We start from the raw sequence: 17586 nt of genomic DNA on the forward strand, positions 1-17586 counted from the left end.
TAAATGAATTATCCATAGTATGTAAATAATACAATATTTGAAGAAATATTAAAATCTCAAATAGCTAACTTTTCAACTTTCCTCAAATGTTGTAAAATTCTCTTATAAGAATTACAGGTAGGGTAAGGAATGCGCTTAAGAAACATCGCAGGATCACGTGAGGTGATCGCTGATAGCAATTTTACTGTTAAGGATCCGGAGAAGTTAAAAGGTCTCTGGAAAAAAGAAGTATTTGGCAATGACAATGAACTTCATATTGAGATTGGAATGGGAAAAGGCAGATTCCTCATGGATCTGGCTACACTGAATCCCAATATCAATTATGTCGGTATAGAAAAGTATTCAAGTGTACTTCTCAGAGCAATCCAGAAACAGGAACAGCTTCTTTTACCAAATGTTAAGTTCATCCGAATGGATGCAGAAGATATAACGGAAGTATTTGCTCCGGCGGAGGTAGATAAGATTTATCTTAACTTCTCAGATCCTTGGCCTAAGGACAGGCACGCTAAAAGGCGTCTTCCATCAAGGCAGTTCCTTGGAAGATATGACCAAATCTTAAGACCGGATGGCGTTGTAGAGTTCAAGACTGATAATAAGGATCTTTTTCAGTTCGCACTTGATGAGGTGGAACCTGCAGGCTGGAACTTAGATGCAGTGACATACGATCTTCATCATGACCCAGTTATGAATGAGGGCAATGTGATGACAGAGTATGAGGAGAAGTTCTCATCACTAGGTAATCCAATTTACAAATATATTGTAAGCAGAAAGGGGATTAAATAATGGACTATAATTTAAACAGTCAGAACTTTGATGAAGAAGTATTGAAAAGCAAATTACCGGTTCTTGTTGATTTTTCTGCAGACTGGTGCGGTCCTTGCAAGATGATGGCGCCACTTATCGATGAATTTGCTGATGAGTACGAAGGGGAGCTTAAAGTAGGAAAGATAAATGTAGATCAGTCACCTGACATTGCTCAGAAATATAACGTTATGTCGATTCCAATGTTTGCATTCTTTAAGGATGGAGAGGTTATCGAGACAGCTGTTGGAGCATTAAATAAGACAAAACTTCAGGGTATCATAGATAAGGTGCTGGCCTAAGGGTCAGCACTTTCTGTTAGGGGACCAAGGTTTGAGATCAGATAAAAGAGCTGATTATTTGGGAGAAACGTTTTGGGAGATAAGATTACTAATTTTTCTGATTACAAAAAAAGAGAAGTTGAGGGTGGCAAGGATATCAAAGATAGCAAAGATATCAAGGCAGAAGAGCCCAAGGATTTATTTGCCACAACAGAGATCAACAATATTGAAATAGAAGATCCTTATTCATTTTTTACGGCAGAAGAGCGCGAAGAGTTCCTTCGTGAGCAGGCTAAAAATCAATCATCCAGGCCTGAAGAGGAACCTGAGGAAAAGGAAGAAAAGCAGGGTCCAAGTCCAAGGCCTCGCAGGGAGCGCGATTACCAGGATGATCGTGAAGAAGATGATTATGATGAAGACGAGGATGAGGATGAAGATTACGATGAAGATGACTATGATGACGACGATGAAGACGAAGAGTCACATAGAGGCATAACACCGGAGCTTCTCGTAAGAGTAGCCTCAGTTATAACCGGCGTATTTATTCTTGCTTTGCTTGTCTTTTTTGCCAAAATGAAAATATTTGATAGATATATGAACGATCCAGATACTCAGGAGACAGTTGTGACAGCGATTCCTGAGGGATATACACTGACAAATGACACAGTTACGCTGACGGCAGATCTTAACCTTAGGTCTGTGCCAAGCTCTGAAGATTCGAGCACTATCAAAGCAATAGCTCAAAAAGGAACAACACTGAAGAGAATCGCTGTAAGTAGTGATGGCTATTGGGCTTTGGTAGAGTATGAAAACATGCAGCTTTACGCTTCTATGAAGTACTTATCTACTCCTTGAGTGAAGCCATGTGTAAAACTTGTCCTCCGCTTCAGCGAGATTATTGCTTGAGCGTGAGAACATATCCGCATGAGACAGTACTTCGTTACTGGAAGTGTCTTTGACGTAAGCTGCTATTTTTTTAGCGCAGCTTGCCTCTAAAGACTGATAGTCCATGTTCACCAAAAGAGTATTATGCAGAGATTTAATTGATGAATAAATGGTTGGGTATTTCTTTTGAACCAAAGCCATTTCATCCAATATCTGTTCCCTGCTCTGAAGGCAGAACAGAACATAGATAGATTCAACAATCTCAGTAGGCTCAATCTCGTCCTGATATGAGTTATCCTCATAACCATCCTGAGTAGAGTAATACTCACAGATCTCTTGTACAAGAGATCCTATCTTTGTGCTATCATATAGTTTTTGAAGTTCGTCAAATTTTTTTTCGCTCATATAATTAGTATAACAAAAGAGGAAAAAATAATGAAGATTGGCATTTTTGATTCTGGCATAGGAGGTTTGTCTGTTCTTCACGAAGCCTACCACCAGTTGCCGGGACAAGAATATATTTTTTATGCAGATACAGAGCATGTTCCTTATGGATTAAAAACTAAGGAACAGATACTTGGTTACGCAATAGAGATAACAGAGTTTCTCATAAAACAGGGCGTTGACGCTATAGTCATAGCCTGCAACACCGCAACCAGTGTGGCTGTAAAGGAACTTAGAAAGCGTTATAGCCTGCCAATACTGGGGATGGAGCCAGCCGTAAAACCTGCCGTTGAAGGAACAGATAAAAAGCGTATAATGGTTATCGCTACGCCTGTTACGATCAGAGAAGATAAATTAAAAAATCTGCTTCACAGGGTAGATGAGGACCATAGAGTAGATCTTCTTCCAATGCCAAGACTTGTGGAGTTTGCAGAGAGAGAAGAGTTCGAGTCAGCGCAAGTTAGAGATTACATAAACAGCCAGTTCTCAGAGTATGACAAAGATGACTATTCTGCATTGGTGCTTGGGTGTACACATTTTAACTATTTCAAGCCTTTGTATAAGGAATACTTTGGCGATGATACTCTGCTCATAGACGGAAACCTTGGAACTATCAGGCATTTAGCTGATGTTACAGGAATTACTCTTTCTGATGATCCAGATAGGGTAGTTTATTTTGATGAGCACCACAATATATTGTATGATACAAAAACAAAATATTATTTTTCAGGAAATGAAGTAAATGATGAAAAAACGTTAGAACACTTGAAAAGACTGCATAACAGGCTTGAACAGGTACGAAAAATCGATTAAAAACAGACCTTGAATTAATCTATATAATGTATTATTATATAGTTACGACCACAATATATAGTGATTTTTTAAAAAGACCGACATGTTTATTGCTAGATGATAGACATGTCTAATTTATGGGAAAAAACCAAGAATTTTTAAACTTTAGAAGGGGGTTCTTATGAAAATAATTAAGAGAAGCGGTAAGGAAGTGATCTTTAATGGCGATAAGATCATAGCTGCTATTGAGAAGGCAAACAACGAAGTTACCGACGAAAAAAAGCTTACAGCTGGACAGATAAGCGATATTGAGAGAGCTGTAGAGAGTCAGTGCGCATCACTTACACGTGCAGCAAGCGTTGAGGAAATCCAGGATATGGTTGAGGATGGCCTCATGAAATCAGGTAAACTTGAGGTTGCCAGAAAATACATCACATACCGCTATAAGCATGCTCTTGTCAGAAAGTCCAACACTACTGATGAGCAGATCATGTCTCTTATTGAGTGCAGCAATGAGGAAGTTAAGCAGGAGAACTCAAACAAGAACCCTACTGTTAACAGCGTGCAGAGAGATTACATGGCAGGTGAGGTATCTAAGGATATCACAAGAAGATTCCTTCTTCCTGAAGATGTTGTAAAGGCACATGAAGAGGGACTTATCCACTTCCATGATTCAGATTACTTTGCACAGCATATGCACAACTGTTGTCTTGTAAACCTCGAGGATATGCTTCAGAACGGAACAGTTATTTCTGAAACAATGATCGAGAGACCAAAGAGCTTCTCAACTGCCTGCAACATTGCAACACAGGCAATCGCTCAGATCGCAAGCTCACAGTACGGCGGACAGAGTATTACTCTTTCACATCTTGTACCATTTGTTGATGTTTCAAGACAGAAATTCAGAAAAGAAGTTGCTCTTGAGTTTGAAACTGCCGGAATGAAGATCAACAAGAAGCAGGTAAACGAGATCGCAGAGATGCGAGTTAAAAAAGAGATCGAAAGAGGATGCCAGGTAATTCAGTACCAGGTCATCACTCTTATGACAACAAATGGACAGGCTCCATTTATTACAGTTTACATGTATCTTGACGAAGTACCGGAAGGTCAGGAAAGAGAAGACCTTGCAATGGTTATCGAAGAGATGCTCAAGCAGCGTATCCTTGGTGTTAAGAACGAGAAGGGACAGCTTATTACACCAGCATTCCCTAAGCTTATCTACGTTCTTGATGAGGACAATATCCACGAGGATTCAAAGTACTGGTATTTGACAGAACTTGCTGCTAAGTGTACAGCAAAGAGACTTGTTCCTGATTACATTTCAGCTAAGAAAATGAAAGAATTAAAGGGCGGCGATGTATATCCTTGCATGGGATGCAGAAGCTTCCTTACACCTGATAACGAGAATGTAGCAGAAGGTCTTTGCAACAAAGATAATAAGGCACATGCTTTGAATTACAAAGAAGGCGATCACAAGTATTATGGTCGTTTCAACCAGGGCGTAGTTACAATCAACCTTGTTGATGTAGCTTGCTCATCCAATAAGGATGAAGAGAAGTTCTGGCAGCTTATGGAAGAGAGAACAGAGCTCTGCAAACGAGCACTTATGTGCAGACATAACAGACTTCTTGGAACACCTTCAGATGTAGCACCAATCCTCTGGCAGAACGGAGCTTTGGCAAGACTTGCTAAGGGAGAGACAATTGATCCTCTGCTCTTTGGCAACTATTCAACAATTTCTCTTGGATATGCAGGTCTTTGCGAATGTACAAAATACATGAAGGGTGTATCTCATACAGATCCTAGAGGAAAAGACTTTGCACTTAAGGTAATGCAGTTCCTTAATGACAAGTGTGCAAAGTGGAGAGCTGATACAAATATTTCTTTCTCACTTTATGGAACACCACTTGAGTCAACAACATATAAGTTTGCTAAGTGCCTTCAGAAGAGATTTGGTATCATTCCTGAAGTAACAGATAAGAACTATATTACAAACAGCTATCATGTTCATGTAACAGAGCAGATCGATGCTTTCACAAAGCTTAAATTCGAATCTGAGTTCCAGGCCCTTTCACCTGGCGGAGCTATCAGCTATGTTGAAGTTCCTGACATGAACAACAATATCGAGGCAGTTATCTCAGTTATGAAGTACATCTATGAAAACATCATGTACGCTGAGCTCAACACAAAGTCAGATTACTGCCAGTGCTGTGGTTACGACGGAGAGATCAAGATCGTTACAGATACAGATGGAAAGCTTATTTGGGAGTGCCCTAACTGTGGAAACCGTGACCAGAACAAGATGAACGTTGCAAGACGTACATGCGGCTACATTGGAACACAGTTCTGGAACCAGGGACGTACACAGGAGATCAAAGAGCGAGTTCTTCATATGTCAAACCCAAAATGCAGTTAATACGTGTATGAAAAAGTTTATTACATAAAAAGTGAAGAGCCGGGAGAAATCCCGGCTTATCGCTTATCAGAGAGGTATATTATGAATTACGGGCAGATTATATATACAGATGTTGCAAATGGTATTGGGTGCAGGACATCATTATTTGTATCTGGTTGTACGCATCATTGCAAGGGATGCTTTAACGAGATGACCTGGGACTTTAATTATGGTGAATTGTTCACCAAGGCAGTAGAAGATGAAATAATTGAGTCATTGAAACCGGCCTACATCAATGGGATAACTATTCTTGGAGGTGAGCCTATGGAGGTGGCTAACCAAAAGGTACTATCTCCATTTATCAAGCGTATAAAAGATGAATGCCCGGGAAAAACAATATGGATTTACTCAGGATACGTATGGGAAGAACTTACTGATCCCAATAATAAGCGTTGTCACGGGGAAGATACAGATGCAATTCTTTCAATGACAGATATTCTTGTTGACGGTGAGTTTATTCTTGATAAAAAAGATCTTATGCTTAGATTCAGAGGATCTTCTAACCAGCGAGTCATTGATGTTCAAGAGACACTAAAAACAGGAAACATAGTCTTATCCAAATATAATGACAGAGACGAATCGAGAAAAGCATGACATCTTAAACTATACTTTCTCGCGAGTGGCATAAAATCTAGAAGTGCCCATAACTTTGGATTTATGGTTTACTACACTTATTAAGACTACTCATAATGCAGCTCCTTGGAGATTTCCCATAGCATCGATATAGACACTTCTGTCGTCAATATACAGGTCACAGGTGATCTTCCTACTATTGTTTCCATAAAGCTCTACTATCTCAGGCAGGTTGTCATTGACCGCATCAAAAGACAGACCGTGGTCCTCACACCATCTTGTGGCGTCCATCAGCGCCTGCCCCGCACGGCAGGTCCAGAGGATGAGCTTATTTCCGGCAGCTTTTTCTTTAATCAGATATTCTATTAGTGTCTTATTAGGTGCGCCCAGATCCGGCCAGTTGCTATAGCAAAGCGTTCCATCAAAGTCCACCGCAATGATCTTATAATCTGTTTCCATAGCATTTCCTCATAACAAATACCGAATATATGTTCCGAACAACTGTTTGTGTATTACATATAATACACTTGTCGAACGAATGTTTCAATCGAACAGATTATAAAATTTTTGTGATGAAAGTTGTGATGAAAGACCATTTCATGGAGGCATGTATTGTGCCAAGTTAAGTGTGTCAGGAACCCCCCGGGGGGCTTGTGGGGCGGATATGACAATGTTATCCTTTCATTTGTGTGAGTCAATATAAACACAGTGGAGGTTACTAAATTATGAAGAGTAAATTTTTAGCAGCGCTTCTTGCTGCAACCATGGCATTATCAATGGTAGCTTGTGGTTCAGGTGCAGACACACATACAACAGAAACGCAGACACCTGCTGATACACAGGCAACAACATCTGAGAATCAGACAGCTGACGCAAGCCAGTCTACGGCTACAGGTGAAAAGATTCTTCACACTGCAGCATCTTTTGCTTATCCAAGTCTTGACGTACACAAAGAGTATTATGGATGGTACACATCAATTTATGGTGTTTCAGAGGCACTGTTTAAGCTTGATGAGACCATGAGCGCAGTACCATGCCTTGCCAAAGACGCAGTAGCTGATGGCAGCACATGGACAATTACACTTAATGATGGAGTTCAGTTCTCAAACGGAAACCCTCTGACAGCTGATATGGTCATCAGAAACCTTCAGCGTCTTGCTGCAGAGAACAGCAGATTTGCTTATCTTGGCGATTTTGAAATGACTGCTACAGATGACAAGACAATCGTTATCGATACAAAGGAAGTTTATCCTACTCTTAAGAACGATCTGGCAAGCCCTGAGTGCGGAATGATCGATCTTGATGCAACAACAGATTTTGACAACGCACCTGTATGCACAGGACCATTTGTTATTACAGAGTTTATCCCTGAGGGAGACGTAACAGTAGCAAAGAACGAAAACTACTGGGGCGGCGATGTTAAGCTCGACGGCGCTGTATTCTACTACATGCAGGAGGATGATCCCAAGCTCCTTGCTATGCAGAGCGGCGAGATCGACTGCTACAACAGCGTTTCATCAGCAGCTCTTGAGGTTTATAACCAGAGCCCTGATCTGTACGATGTAGTTTCAATTCCAGGTGCACGTCTTCAGTTCTACATTCTCAATGAGAATACACTTGATGATTCTGTGAGAGAAGCAATCAATCTCACTGTTGATAAGGACAAGATTGCAGAGTACCTTTCAGGTACAGTATCTGCAGCAGTTGGACCATTCTCAACATCAGCTGCTTATGGCAAGGTAAATGTTCCTGCAGTAGATACTGCCAAGGCAAAAGAGCTTTTGGAGGCCGATGGTTATACACTTGGAGCTGACGGCATCTATGAGAAGGATGGTAATAAGCTCAGCATCAGCATTGCATACTATGCAGCAAGATCTCTTGATACTCTTGCAATCCTAATCCAGGAGCAGCTTAAGGCTGTTGGTATTGATTCAACACTTAGAGTTGAGGAAGATCCGGATGCTACTTACATTGCAAACGCTGATTTTGATCTTGCTCTTTACTGCATGATCGCTGATAAGTCAGGTGATCCTCTTTACTTCATCGACTCAACTCTTGCAGACGGAGCTTACTACAATGTAGGTGGATTTGAGAGTGCTGAATGCCAGAGCATGATTGAGCAGCTCAGAATTGAGACAGATACTGCAAAGAGAGCAGAGCTTGCCAACAAGATCGTTCAGATTGCTATAGATGACAATGCATTTGGATATGTTGGACTTTTCAATAACACTACAGTTCTTCGTAAGGGCGTAAGCGGATTTGCTGAGTATGTTCCTTTCGATTTCTATGGAGTAGACGCAGAGACTGACATTAATGGCTAAACAAATACTTAAAAGGATCCTGGGACTTGCCCTGATACTTTTAGTGCTGAGCTTTCTTGTGTTTGGCATAATGTATCTGGCTCCCGGTGACCCTGCGGAAAAGAGACTCACCTCCCAGGGTGTGGTGGTCACAAAAGAAATACTGCAAGCGGAGCGGGAGAGGCTTGGCCTCCTCCGCCCCTTTATCGTTAGGTACGCGGAGTGGCTTTCGAATGTTCTTAGGGGAGATTTTGGCGTTTCCTTTAAGGATGATCTTCCGGTCGCGCCAAAACTGATAAAAGGGCTTAAGAACACATGTGGACTGGCTTTAACCAGTCTGCTTTTGGCGCTTATAATCTCTTTTCCACTGGGAATAGTGTCAGCGGTCAAAAAAGGAAAATTGGTAGACCATATTGTCAGGCTCTTTTCATTTATAGGTAATTCTCTTCCGAATTTCCTGATATCAGTACTTTTGATGTATCTGTTTTGCATACATATCAAGGTCTTTCCCGTAATTGCAGATGGAAGCATCAAAGGACTTATGCTCCCTGCGCTTTCTCTGGCAATACCCATGGCAGGAAGGTTTACAAGACAGATTAGGAGCGAACTCTTAGATCAGCTTGGGGAAGAGTATGTTGTGGGAATGAAGTCCAGAAAGGTAAAGGGCAGATTTATTCTTATCAACAATGTCCTTAGAAACAGCCTTGGACACATACTTACAATAATCGGCCTTCAGATCGGAACCCTGATGGGAGGCAGCGTTGTTATTGAGAATATTTTCAGATGGCCGGGTATCGGCAAACTTGTGATGGATTCCATAACAGCCAGGGACTACCCTGTGATCATGGGCTTTGTGCTTATTATGGGAACAATCTATGTTGTTATAAATCTGATAGTTGATATTACCTACAGGCTTTTGGATCCGAGGTCTTTTTAATGAACCATAAACGGAAAAAGATTAACAGAATAAAAGTAATAATATCTGCAGGTGTTGCACTTCTTTTGGTGCTTATAGCTCTTTTCGCAAGTGTTATCGCACCTAATGACCCATATGCAACAAGCGCATCAGCCATAAGGTCAGCTCCGTCCGGGGAATTTCTGTTTGGAACAGATAACCTGGGAAGATGCGTATTTTCAAGAGTTTTATATGGAGCAAGGACAACTATAGCAGCTACATTTATATTGGTTGCGATTTCTTTCATCCTGGGAAGCATTATTGGAATCCTTGGCGGATATTATGGCGGAATATTGGATGAAATTATGATGAGGATTGCCGATATTATGCTGGCATTTCCTCAGATGGTAGTAGCCATCGCGGTTGCGGGCATTCTTGGAGGAGGACTTTCAAGTGCCATGATCGCGCTGGGAATAACTATGTGGACCGGGTTTGCCAGACTTGCACGGAGTCATACTTTCGCCATAAAGAATTGCCCCTACGTGCAAGCTGCAAAACTGGCGGGAAAGAGTGGACCGGCTATAATGATGGCCCACATACTTCCCAATATAATAGCACCACTTCTTACAAACGCCCTTACGCAGATAGGAACCACAATGATAGGTATCTCGGGCCTGTCCTTTTTGGGGCTTGGAGTTGTTCCACCCACTGCTGAGTGGGGATCAATGATCAATGAATCCAGGGCGTATATACAGATTGCACCTTGGGCTGTGCTGTATCCGGCAATTGCCACCATAGTCACCATCATAGTATTTAACTATCTTGGGGACTGCGTCATGGAATACAGAGATGAGGACTAATGCATGGATACAATACTTAGGATAAGCAATCTCTCTGCCGGTTACGGTGATGAGAATGTTATAAATGATATCTCTTTTGAGGTGGAAGCAGGTAAAAGAGTCTGCATCGTCGGTGAGAGCGGAAGCGGTAAATCTACGCTTCTGAAGGCTATTCATGGCTTTGGAGGTGTGACTGTAACAAACGGCAGTATAGAGACCCCAAAAGACATTTTGCTTGGCGTTGTGCCTCAGAATCCCGGGGGATCTTTTAATCCCATAAGGACTTACAAGGCACAGATCATGGAGGCGCTAAAGAGCAATGACATTGATTTTAAAATAGATGAAGTTGAGAAGACGCTCCGGATCCTGGGACTTAATGATGCTAAAAGAGCGCTTGCATCAAGGCCTTATGAGCTGTCAGGAGGCATGAACCAGCGTATGGCCATTGCCACAACAATGCTCCTGGAACCGGGGATTTTATTGTGCGATGAAGTTACAAGCGCCCTGGATGTTAAAACTGCAGGTATGGTTGTGGAGCAGCTTCTTGAGATCAACAAACTAAAGGGCACTACTATTCTGATGGTTACCCACCATTTGGGTATTGCATCTAAAATGGCTGATTACATTGGAATCATGAAAAATGGCAGGATGCTTGAGTGTGGCCCTGCAAAAGAGATCCTGGAGAATCCGCAAAACGATTACACAAAGAATCTCTTGAAGGCCGTACCAAGACTGAAGGTGAGCTGATATGCCGGATTCAGATATAATTTTAGAAGGAAAAAATCTAAATAAAAGTTACGTTGATAAAGGCAAAAAATTGCAGGCTTTAAAGGATGTGAGTTTCTTCCTGAAAAATGGAGAGATCCTTGGAATCGTCGGCGAGAGCGGAAGTGGAAAGAGCACCCTTCTTCGTCATGTCAGCTGCCTGGAAAAGCCTGATAGTGGAAATCTTTATTATAAGGGAACAGAGTATACAGGTAAGTCGCCGGCCTTTGCCGGAACTTTTCTGCAGATGATATTTCAGGATGCCCAGATGTCTTTTGACCCAAGAATGAAGATGAAAAAAGCCGTTGTGGAAGCTGCAAAGGGCTGTGGCCATGAAAAACTGTCACGAATCCTTGAGGCCGTTGGGCTTGATGAGAGTCTTTTGGAGAAAAAGGCAGGAAGCATGTCCGGAGGACAGTGCCAGCGAATGTCAATTGCAAGGGCGCTGTGTTCTGATGCCGGGATTCTTTTGTGCGATGAGGCAACAAGTGCGCTGGATGTTACAACTCAGGCCCAGGTAGTAGCTCTTTTGCAGCAGCTGAGGGAAAAAGAAGGGGTGTCGATCATATTTGTCTCCCATGACATTGCTCTGGTGAGCATGCTGTGCGACAGGATAATGGTAATGAAAAACGGCGAGTGTGTGGAAGAGGGAGAGACCGGTAAAGTTCTTGGAAATCCACAACATGAGTACACGAAAGAACTGCTTGATAATCTTATTGAGTAACAAACTTTTAGAAAAATAATTGAGGTATACGTAGTAATATGACTAAACTTATGCAGATTCCTTTTGAGGAGGAAGCTGAAGATATCAAAGATAAAGTAGTGACCTATTGGTCCAAGAGAGCTGAGAGCTTTAGTGAGCATAAGCACGAGGAGATCCACAGCAGGAAAAAACAGCTGTGGCAGGCGGAGTTTTTAAGGCACTTTTCAGCTGATGATAAGCTGTCTGTTCTGGATGTTGGATGCGGAGCCGGTTTTTTTGAAATGGTGTTGTCGGATTTCGGGTTTGAGGTGACGGGCGTGGATCTTACGCCTGAGATGATAGAGAAGGGAAAAGAGCTGCTTTCACGCCATGGAGCAAAGGCGCGCCTTATGGTTATGGACGCCGAGAAACTGGATTTTGCCGATAGCTCTTTTGATCTGGTGATAAATAGAAATCTTGTATGGACACTTCCGCATCCGGTGGAAGCCTACATGGAGTGGCACAGAGTGTTAAAGCCGGGAGGAATGCTGCTTGTGTATGATGCGGAGTATGCAAAGGGATTTCATCACTATGATCAGATGCAGAACCTTGCCCACAAAAATGTGACCGACGCCATGGTAGAGGAGTGCCACGATATTTACCACATGTTATCTATCAGCACTTTGGACAGACCGGAGTGGGACAAGGCTTGTCTTGAAAAAATCGGTTATGAAAATATAGTTACTGATCTTGGAGCGGGAGATAGACTCTATAGCGAGAAAGACCAGTTTTATATGCCTGACAGGATGTTTCTGGTAAAGGCTCAGAAAGCAATAGTCTAATAATATGAATGGAGTTTGAAATGAGAAGAGGAATTGATACTACAGATATGATGGTATATGGCCACGAAGCCTGGATAATCACTGACAAGAGTGTATATGAGCCGGGGGAAGAAGTCTGCGGAATAATGAGGTGGGGACATCACATGAGGCCGGACGGATTCTTTCGTCTTGATGAGATAAGAGCCTTCGCCACAGATGAAAAAGGAAACAGAATAGCAATAACACCGGTTAAGGGTCCGGGCGATGAGCAGGGAGACTACTATGAGCTTCGCTTTACGCCAGTTTCTGAGGGCATTTACACCCTTATGTGTATCTATGACAACAATTATGTAAGAGATGAAAAAGACGTGTATTATGAGGGCGACAGAAGGACATATCCTGATATTCTTGATGCCAAGAACTATCCTCAGATATATGTGACAAACATAACTGTTGGAGATAAGAAGGGGACTCCCGAATTTATCCATGAGTCCAGAGTAAGCTTCGTTCCCGATCCCTGGGAAGCAGACACCGACGTACTTCATTTAAAGCTTATTCACGACAAATTCCCGCTTAAGGGATCCACGGTAGTTGTTGTGTTCTATGATGGAAAAGAGTATTTTGAGAGAATCCTGAACACAGATGAGGAAGGCAGGATATTCTTCTCAGTGGAGAAAAAGGGTGTGTATATGGCCGTTACAAGAACTCCGCTGGCGGAAGGAATTCCCGAAATCTATGACAGCAAAGAGATAGCTTCAACATTCACATACGTTAAAAGGTAATACAAAAACAGGATGCATTCAACATGCATCCTGTTTTTGTATTACTCCGTAGGTCACCATGGGACCATTCTTTATTATGCTAAGAGATGAGCACTGGTGGATCAGAACTCCGTCAGTATCGGCAATGGCTGTGTGAAGGGGTCTTCCAAAGTAATCCCTTATCTCGCCAAATTTATCACCTTTTGAAAATTTCTCTCCCACCTTTTTCTCCGGATACCAGCAGCCGGTGAATGGGGCATCATCACTGAATTCTCTGAGTTCTGTCTTGGGATATGTCTTGTACTCTCCTTCAATAAGACCAAGGAATTTCAAAATGTTCAGCACATCCTCTTTGTCTGCCTGTACCTCATCCTTTGGAAGCAGGCTTAACTGACCGCGCTCTATGAGAACACTGGGGATTCCGGCCATGGATGCTGTGTTGTAGGCGCCTTCGGTGGTACAGGTACTCTTTACGCAGTAGGAGGCGTTGACGCAGTCTACCATCTTTTTTGCAATATCGCTGGCAGGAGAAGCTCCCACGTAGTATGCGTAGGGGATAAGAGTCTCGTATCCGTCTCCGCTATGCAGGTCAATGTAAGCATCAGCGTTTTTGATAAAAACATCAAACAGAAGGCTTGCCAGGCGATCGGCGGCTGAACCATCCTTGTCTCCCGGGAAGACCCTGTTGAGATTCTTGCCATCCTCGTAAACAAGGGACATTGTTCTGTTTTCAAAACCTGACCTATTGGCTAAGGGGATGATGATAAGATTTCCTGAAAGGTCTTTGGGAGAAATCTCATTAGAGAGCTCAATAGCTGCCTGAATGCCGACATATTCCGCATTATGGATACCTGCTGTAACTAGTACGGTTTTGCCCGGCTTTTCGCCACAGATGATGATATGTGGAATGTGTATCTCAGTTCCATCTACATGTATATGGTCTTTTATCGTCTTGCCGGACCTAAGCTCGTGTCCGGCTATATTTATTTTCGCCATTGTATTAACCCTCGCTTCATAGCCAAGGTTATCATGTTAGGACAGGGACTTTCAAGCCCCCTGGGGGGTTACATAGCTCACGCGTACACAAAAAACCATAAACATCAGTACCATAACTAACGAACATAAATTTGTGAGGATACATGTATGAAGTATAATAATGAGGATGTATTAAAAGTCTCGCAAGAAAGTATATTTTTACATAATGTAAAAGAAGACTGTTGGGGACAGTCTTCTTTTTGTGTTAGAGGTTTTTATAAAGGAAATACGTTATGGCGAACGTAAATCGGCTTATTAAGTATCAGCTCTCAGCTGATGATGCAATGATACATTAATATTGTGCGCCATGTAAGTGCTTACATGATACAAAAAGTGGAAAAAAATGAACGACTCTAAACATTCAGTATTTGCAAGATTTACAAGATGTAAGCACTTTCATTTTTGGAGTTCAGGATTTATGATTTAAAATATAGTAAGGAGGGCTTTTGAAATGGGAGAAAAAAATTTTGATCTGATAACACTTGGCGAGATAATGCTTAGATTGTCACCGCCTAATTACGAGAGAATGACAAGAGGCGATGTTTTTGATAAAAGAGCCGGTGGCTCAGAGCTGAATGTTGCGTCCGGAGTTGCTCTCTTGGGACTTCGTACCGGCGTAATTTCCAAGCTTCCCCAGAATGCATTGGGAACATTCATTAAGAACAGAATCAGATTTGAGGGCGTTTCTGATGACTATCTGATCTACGATGAATCTGATGATGCCAGACTTGGAATCTACTACTATGAGAACGGCGCAGCTCCACGTAAGCCTTCTATTGTATATGACAGAAAAAATTCCTCTATGACAAAGATTTCTTTAGATGAGATTCCTGAGGATGTTTATACTTCAACAAGAATGTTCCACACCAGTGGAATTACACTTGCGCTTAATAAGAATACCTGCGAGGTTACAACAGAACTTATTAAGAGATTTAAAAAGGGCGGAGCCTTGGTTTCTTTTGACTGCAATTACAGAGCTAATCTCTGGAGCGAAGAAGAGGCAAGAGCAGCCATTAAGCACATATTGCCATATGTAGATATTCTCTTTGTTTCTGAGGAGACATCACGCCGCATGATGCAGAAAGAGGGCGACCTTGCAGACATCATGAAGAGCTACACAACTGAATATCCTGTTAAGGTAGTGTGCACAACTCAGAGAGAAGTAATCAGTCCTAGAAAGCATAACTTTACTTCTACAATATACGATGCACCAAAGGATAAGTTCTACACAGAGCAGCCTTATAAGGACATCGATGTTATCGACAGAATTGGTTCAGGTGATGCCTATGTTTCAGGTGTTCTCTATGGACTTCTTAAGTATGATGATGTAGAAAAAGCTCTTGAATATGGTAATGCTACATCTAGTGTAAAGAACACAATTCCCGGAGATCTTCCTGCAAGTGACCTTAGAGAAATTGACAGTATTATTAAGAATCATAAAGCAGTTGGGCCTACCAGCGAGCTTAACAGATAACTTGACAATGAAGTTAAATGTTAATAAAATCATTTTTAAACATATTTATAGACGTTGAAGAGGAATAGTAATTTAGCAAAGCGTTTCAGAGAGAGAGCGGATGGTGCGAGCTCTTACGATAGCTAAGTGAACCTGCCTTGGAGTCCTGTGTGAAAACATTTTTGCGATGATGCGTAAACACAGCGTTTCCCGCGTTAAGGGTGTCAATGAAGTGAAATCTGCTTTTGAATGCAGATTTAAATAGGGTGGTACCGCCGACTAGCCTTCGGTCCCTGTTTATAGGGATGCGAAGGCTTTTTTTCATTATTTTTCGTATCCACTTCATAGATTAAAAGGAGAAAGAAAAATGGCAGACAACAAGAAACTTGTAGCTGAAATCACATCTATGGATGAGGATTTCACACAATGGTACACAGACGTATGTATCAAGGCTGACCTGGTTAGCTACTCTAACATTAAGGGATGTATGGTAATCAAGCCTGCAGGATACGCAATCTGGGAGCTTATTCAGAAGCACCTTGATGCAAGATTTAAGGAGACAGGAGTTCAGAATGCATACCTTCCAATGTTCATTCCTGAGTCACTTCTTCAGAAGGAAAAGGATCACGTTGAAGGATTTGCTCCTGAAGTAGCATGGGTTACACATGGCGGACTTGAGCCACTTGCAGAGAGATTCTGCGTAAGACCTACATCAGAAACGCTTTTCTGTGACTATTACAAGGGAGAGATTCATTCATATAAAGACCTTCCACAGGTATTAAACCAGTGGTGCAGCGTTGTTCGTTGGGAAAAAGAGACAAGACCTTTCCTTAGAAGCAGAGAGTTCCTCTGGCAGGAAGGACACACAGCTCACGCAACATTCGAAGAGGCTGAAGAGCGCACACAGCAGATGCTTAACGTATATGCTGATTTCCTTGAGAACGATATGGCTATTCCTGTTATCAAGGGACAGAAGACTGACAAAGAGAAGTTCGCAGGAGCTGAGGCTACATATACAGTAGAAGCTCTTATGCATGATGGTAGAGCACTTCAGAGTGCTACAAGCCACAACTTCGGTGATGGATTTGCCAAGGCATTTGGAATCCAGTACGCAGGAAAAGATAACCAGCTTCATTATGTAAACCAGACATCATGGGGACTTACAACACGTACAATCGGCGCTATGATCATGGTTCACGGAGACAACTCAGGACTTGTAGTACCTCCTAAGATCGCTCCAATCCAGGTTGTTGTTATTCCTATCCAGCAGAAGAAGGAAGGCGTTTTAGATGCAGCTTACGATATTGCAAAGAGCCTTTCAGCATTCAGAGTAAAGACAGACGATACAGACAGAACTCCTGGCTACAAGTTCTCTGAGCAGGAGATGAGAGGTATTCCGGTTCGTATCGAGATCGGACCTAAGGACCTTGAAGCAGGAAAGTGCGTACTTGTTCGTCGTGATACAAGAGAAAAGATCGAATGTGCTATTAGCGATGTTCCTGCAAAGGTAGGCGAGCTCCTTGATCAGATCCAGAAGGATATGTTCGACAGAGCTAAAAAGCACCTTGAGGCACACACATTTGCTGCACACAACAAAGAAGAGTTTGCTGAAGCCTTCAAAGAGACAAAGGGCTTTGTAAAAGCTATGTGGTGTGGATGCCGCGAGTGTGAAGACAAGATCAAAGAAGATTATAACGTAACCAGCCGTTGTATCCCATTTGAGCAGGAAAACCTTTCAGAAACCTGCGTGGTTTGTGGAAAACCTGCTACAAAGATGGTTTATTGGGGAAGAGCATATTAATCC

Annotated in this window: 18 protein-coding genes and 1 other annotated feature; of the genes, 15 read left to right on the forward strand and 3 right to left on the reverse strand. The window is 42.2% G+C overall.

Annotated features, from left to right (window positions below):
- Positions 1 to 129 precede the first annotated feature (129 nt).
- The 3 genes from trmB (at position 130) to G585_RS19645 (ending at position 1937) form a co-directional block, all read left to right on the forward strand.
- On the forward strand, positions 130 to 783 hold the full coding sequence (gene trmB / locus G585_RS0100545; RefSeq protein WP_022772228.1) for a tRNA (guanosine(46)-N7)-methyltransferase TrmB: 654 nt from the start codon (positions 130 to 132) through the stop codon (positions 781 to 783).
- Entirely contained in the window at positions 783 to 1103 is a 321-nt protein-coding gene (gene trxA / locus G585_RS0100550) for a thioredoxin (RefSeq protein ID WP_022772230.1), read from the forward strand. Before trmB ends, trxA begins: the two co-directional genes overlap by 1 nt.
- Positions 1104 to 1175: 72 nt before the next feature.
- The gene (locus G585_RS19645) at positions 1176 to 1937 is read left to right on the forward strand and encodes a hypothetical protein (protein ID WP_022772231.1); all 762 of its coding nucleotides are present in this window, start codon (positions 1176 to 1178) and stop codon (positions 1935 to 1937) included.
- Here G585_RS19645 and G585_RS0100560 read toward each other — a convergent pair.
- Positions 1923 to 2372, reverse strand: coding sequence for a hypothetical protein (locus G585_RS0100560; protein ID WP_155827689.1), 450 nt, complete (start codon positions 2370 to 2372; stop codon positions 1923 to 1925). The genes G585_RS19645 and G585_RS0100560 overlap by 15 nt on opposite strands.
- Before the next feature lie 30 nt (positions 2373 to 2402).
- Here G585_RS0100560 and murI point away from each other — a divergent pair, with 30 nt between their 5' ends.
- The 3 genes from murI to nrdG all read left to right on the forward strand — a co-directional run bounded on the left by murI (position 2403) and on the right by nrdG (position 6252).
- Positions 2403 to 3224: a glutamate racemase gene (gene murI / locus G585_RS0100565; protein ID WP_022772233.1), complete on the forward strand. Its 822-nt coding sequence runs from the start codon at positions 2403 to 2405 to the stop codon at positions 3222 to 3224.
- A gap of 160 nt (positions 3225 to 3384) precedes the next feature.
- A complete protein-coding gene (gene nrdD, locus G585_RS0100570) occupies positions 3385 to 5619 on the forward strand; it encodes an anaerobic ribonucleoside-triphosphate reductase (RefSeq protein ID WP_022772235.1) in 2235 nt (744 codons plus the stop codon).
- An 81-nt stretch (positions 5620 to 5700) separates the two neighbouring features.
- Positions 5701 to 6252 (forward strand): anaerobic ribonucleoside-triphosphate reductase activating protein, encoded by a 552-nt coding sequence (gene nrdG / locus G585_RS0100575; RefSeq protein WP_022772236.1) that lies wholly within the window; start codon positions 5701 to 5703, stop codon positions 6250 to 6252.
- Positions 6253 to 6342: 90 nt separating this feature from the next.
- On the opposite strand, the gene G585_RS0100580 is transcribed toward nrdG, so the two are convergent.
- On the reverse strand, positions 6343 to 6690 hold the full coding sequence (locus G585_RS0100580; RefSeq protein ID WP_022772237.1) for a hypothetical protein: 348 nt from the start codon (positions 6688 to 6690) through the stop codon (positions 6343 to 6345).
- A gap of 266 nt (positions 6691 to 6956) precedes the next feature.
- Between G585_RS0100580 and G585_RS0100585 the strand changes: the two genes are divergently transcribed.
- Genes G585_RS0100585 through G585_RS0100615 form a run of 7 tightly spaced genes read left to right on the forward strand, consistent with a single transcriptional unit; the run spans position 6957 to position 13315 of the window.
- A complete protein-coding gene (locus G585_RS0100585; RefSeq protein ID WP_022772239.1) occupies positions 6957 to 8552 on the forward strand; it encodes an ABC transporter substrate-binding protein in 1596 nt (531 codons plus the stop codon).
- The gene (locus G585_RS0100590) at positions 8545 to 9468 is read left to right on the forward strand and encodes an ABC transporter permease (protein ID WP_022772240.1); all 924 of its coding nucleotides are present in this window, start codon (positions 8545 to 8547) and stop codon (positions 9466 to 9468) included. Before G585_RS0100585 ends, G585_RS0100590 begins: the two co-directional genes overlap by 8 nt.
- Entirely contained in the window at positions 9468 to 10286 is an 819-nt protein-coding gene (locus G585_RS0100595) for an ABC transporter permease (RefSeq protein ID WP_022772241.1), read from the forward strand. The genes G585_RS0100590 and G585_RS0100595 overlap by 1 nt, the downstream gene beginning before the upstream one ends.
- Positions 10287 to 10289: 3 nt before the next feature.
- Positions 10290 to 11012, forward strand: a complete 723-nt coding sequence (locus G585_RS16605; RefSeq protein ID WP_022772243.1) for an ATP-binding cassette domain-containing protein — start codon at positions 10290 to 10292, stop codon at positions 11010 to 11012.
- A 1-nt stretch (position 11013) separates the two neighbouring features.
- A complete protein-coding gene (locus tag G585_RS0100605) occupies positions 11014 to 11754 on the forward strand; it encodes an ABC transporter ATP-binding protein (protein ID WP_013282131.1) in 741 nt (246 codons plus the stop codon).
- A gap of 38 nt (positions 11755 to 11792) precedes the next feature.
- Positions 11793 to 12554, forward strand: a complete 762-nt coding sequence (locus G585_RS0100610; protein WP_022772244.1) for a class I SAM-dependent methyltransferase — start codon at positions 11793 to 11795, stop codon at positions 12552 to 12554.
- 20 nt (positions 12555 to 12574) lie between these two features.
- On the forward strand, positions 12575 to 13315 hold the full coding sequence (locus G585_RS0100615) for a DUF4198 domain-containing protein (RefSeq protein WP_022772245.1): 741 nt from the start codon (positions 12575 to 12577) through the stop codon (positions 13313 to 13315).
- 18 nt (positions 13316 to 13333) lie between these two features.
- Here G585_RS0100615 and G585_RS0100620 read toward each other — a convergent pair whose 3' ends face one another.
- Positions 13334 to 14290, reverse strand: a complete 957-nt coding sequence (locus G585_RS0100620; protein WP_022772247.1) for a succinylglutamate desuccinylase/aspartoacylase family protein — start codon at positions 14288 to 14290, stop codon at positions 13334 to 13336.
- Between the two features lie 490 nt (positions 14291 to 14780).
- Here G585_RS0100620 and G585_RS0100625 point away from each other — a divergent pair, with 490 nt between their 5' ends.
- Both G585_RS0100625 and proS read left to right on the forward strand, forming a co-directional pair.
- Complete coding sequence (locus G585_RS0100625) at positions 14781 to 15803, forward strand: sugar kinase (RefSeq protein ID WP_022772248.1); 1023 nt, start codon at positions 14781 to 14783, stop codon at positions 15801 to 15803.
- A gap of 45 nt (positions 15804 to 15848) precedes the next feature.
- Positions 15849 to 16080 (forward strand) — a binding site (T-box leader).
- A gap of 69 nt (positions 16081 to 16149) precedes the next feature.
- A complete protein-coding gene (gene proS / locus G585_RS0100630; protein ID WP_022772249.1) occupies positions 16150 to 17583 on the forward strand; it encodes a proline--tRNA ligase in 1434 nt (477 codons plus the stop codon).
- Positions 17584 to 17586: the final 3 nt, after the last annotated feature.

Source organism: Butyrivibrio sp. AE2015, assembly GCF_000420825.1.
Lineage (GTDB): Bacteria > Bacillota > Clostridia > Lachnospirales > Lachnospiraceae > Butyrivibrio.

What these genes read in the sequence shown, in the direction of transcription:
- trmB (WP_022772228.1), top strand. Translation starts at nt 130, where the DNA reads ATGCGCTTAAGAAACATCGCAGGATCACGTGAGGTGATCGCTGATAGC.
- trxA (WP_022772230.1), top strand. Translation starts at nt 783, where the DNA reads ATGGACTATAATTTAAACAGTCAGAACTTTGATGAAGAAGTATTGAAA.
- G585_RS0100560 (WP_155827689.1), bottom strand. Translation starts at nt 2,372, where the DNA reads ATGAGCGAAAAAAAATTTGACGAACTTCAAAAACTATATGATAGCACA.
- murI (WP_022772233.1), top strand. Translation starts at nt 2,403, where the DNA reads ATGAAGATTGGCATTTTTGATTCTGGCATAGGAGGTTTGTCTGTTCTT.
- nrdD (WP_022772235.1), top strand. Translation starts at nt 3,385, where the DNA reads ATGAAAATAATTAAGAGAAGCGGTAAGGAAGTGATCTTTAATGGCGAT.
- nrdG (WP_022772236.1), top strand. Translation starts at nt 5,701, where the DNA reads ATGAATTACGGGCAGATTATATATACAGATGTTGCAAATGGTATTGGG.
- G585_RS0100580 (WP_022772237.1), bottom strand. Translation starts at nt 6,690, where the DNA reads ATGGAAACAGATTATAAGATCATTGCGGTGGACTTTGATGGAACGCTT.
- G585_RS0100585 (WP_022772239.1), top strand. Translation starts at nt 6,957, where the DNA reads ATGAAGAGTAAATTTTTAGCAGCGCTTCTTGCTGCAACCATGGCATTA.
- G585_RS0100590 (WP_022772240.1), top strand. Translation starts at nt 8,545, where the DNA reads ATGGCTAAACAAATACTTAAAAGGATCCTGGGACTTGCCCTGATACTT.
- G585_RS0100595 (WP_022772241.1), top strand. Translation starts at nt 9,468, where the DNA reads ATGAACCATAAACGGAAAAAGATTAACAGAATAAAAGTAATAATATCT.
- G585_RS16605 (WP_022772243.1), top strand. Translation starts at nt 10,290, where the DNA reads ATGGATACAATACTTAGGATAAGCAATCTCTCTGCCGGTTACGGTGAT.
- G585_RS0100605 (WP_013282131.1), top strand. Translation starts at nt 11,014, where the DNA reads ATGCCGGATTCAGATATAATTTTAGAAGGAAAAAATCTAAATAAAAGT.
- G585_RS0100610 (WP_022772244.1), top strand. Translation starts at nt 11,793, where the DNA reads ATGACTAAACTTATGCAGATTCCTTTTGAGGAGGAAGCTGAAGATATC.
- G585_RS0100615 (WP_022772245.1), top strand. Translation starts at nt 12,575, where the DNA reads ATGAGAAGAGGAATTGATACTACAGATATGATGGTATATGGCCACGAA.
- G585_RS0100620 (WP_022772247.1), bottom strand. Translation starts at nt 14,290, where the DNA reads ATGGCGAAAATAAATATAGCCGGACACGAGCTTAGGTCCGGCAAGACG.
- G585_RS0100625 (WP_022772248.1), top strand. Translation starts at nt 14,781, where the DNA reads ATGGGAGAAAAAAATTTTGATCTGATAACACTTGGCGAGATAATGCTT.
- proS (WP_022772249.1), top strand. Translation starts at nt 16,150, where the DNA reads ATGGCAGACAACAAGAAACTTGTAGCTGAAATCACATCTATGGATGAG.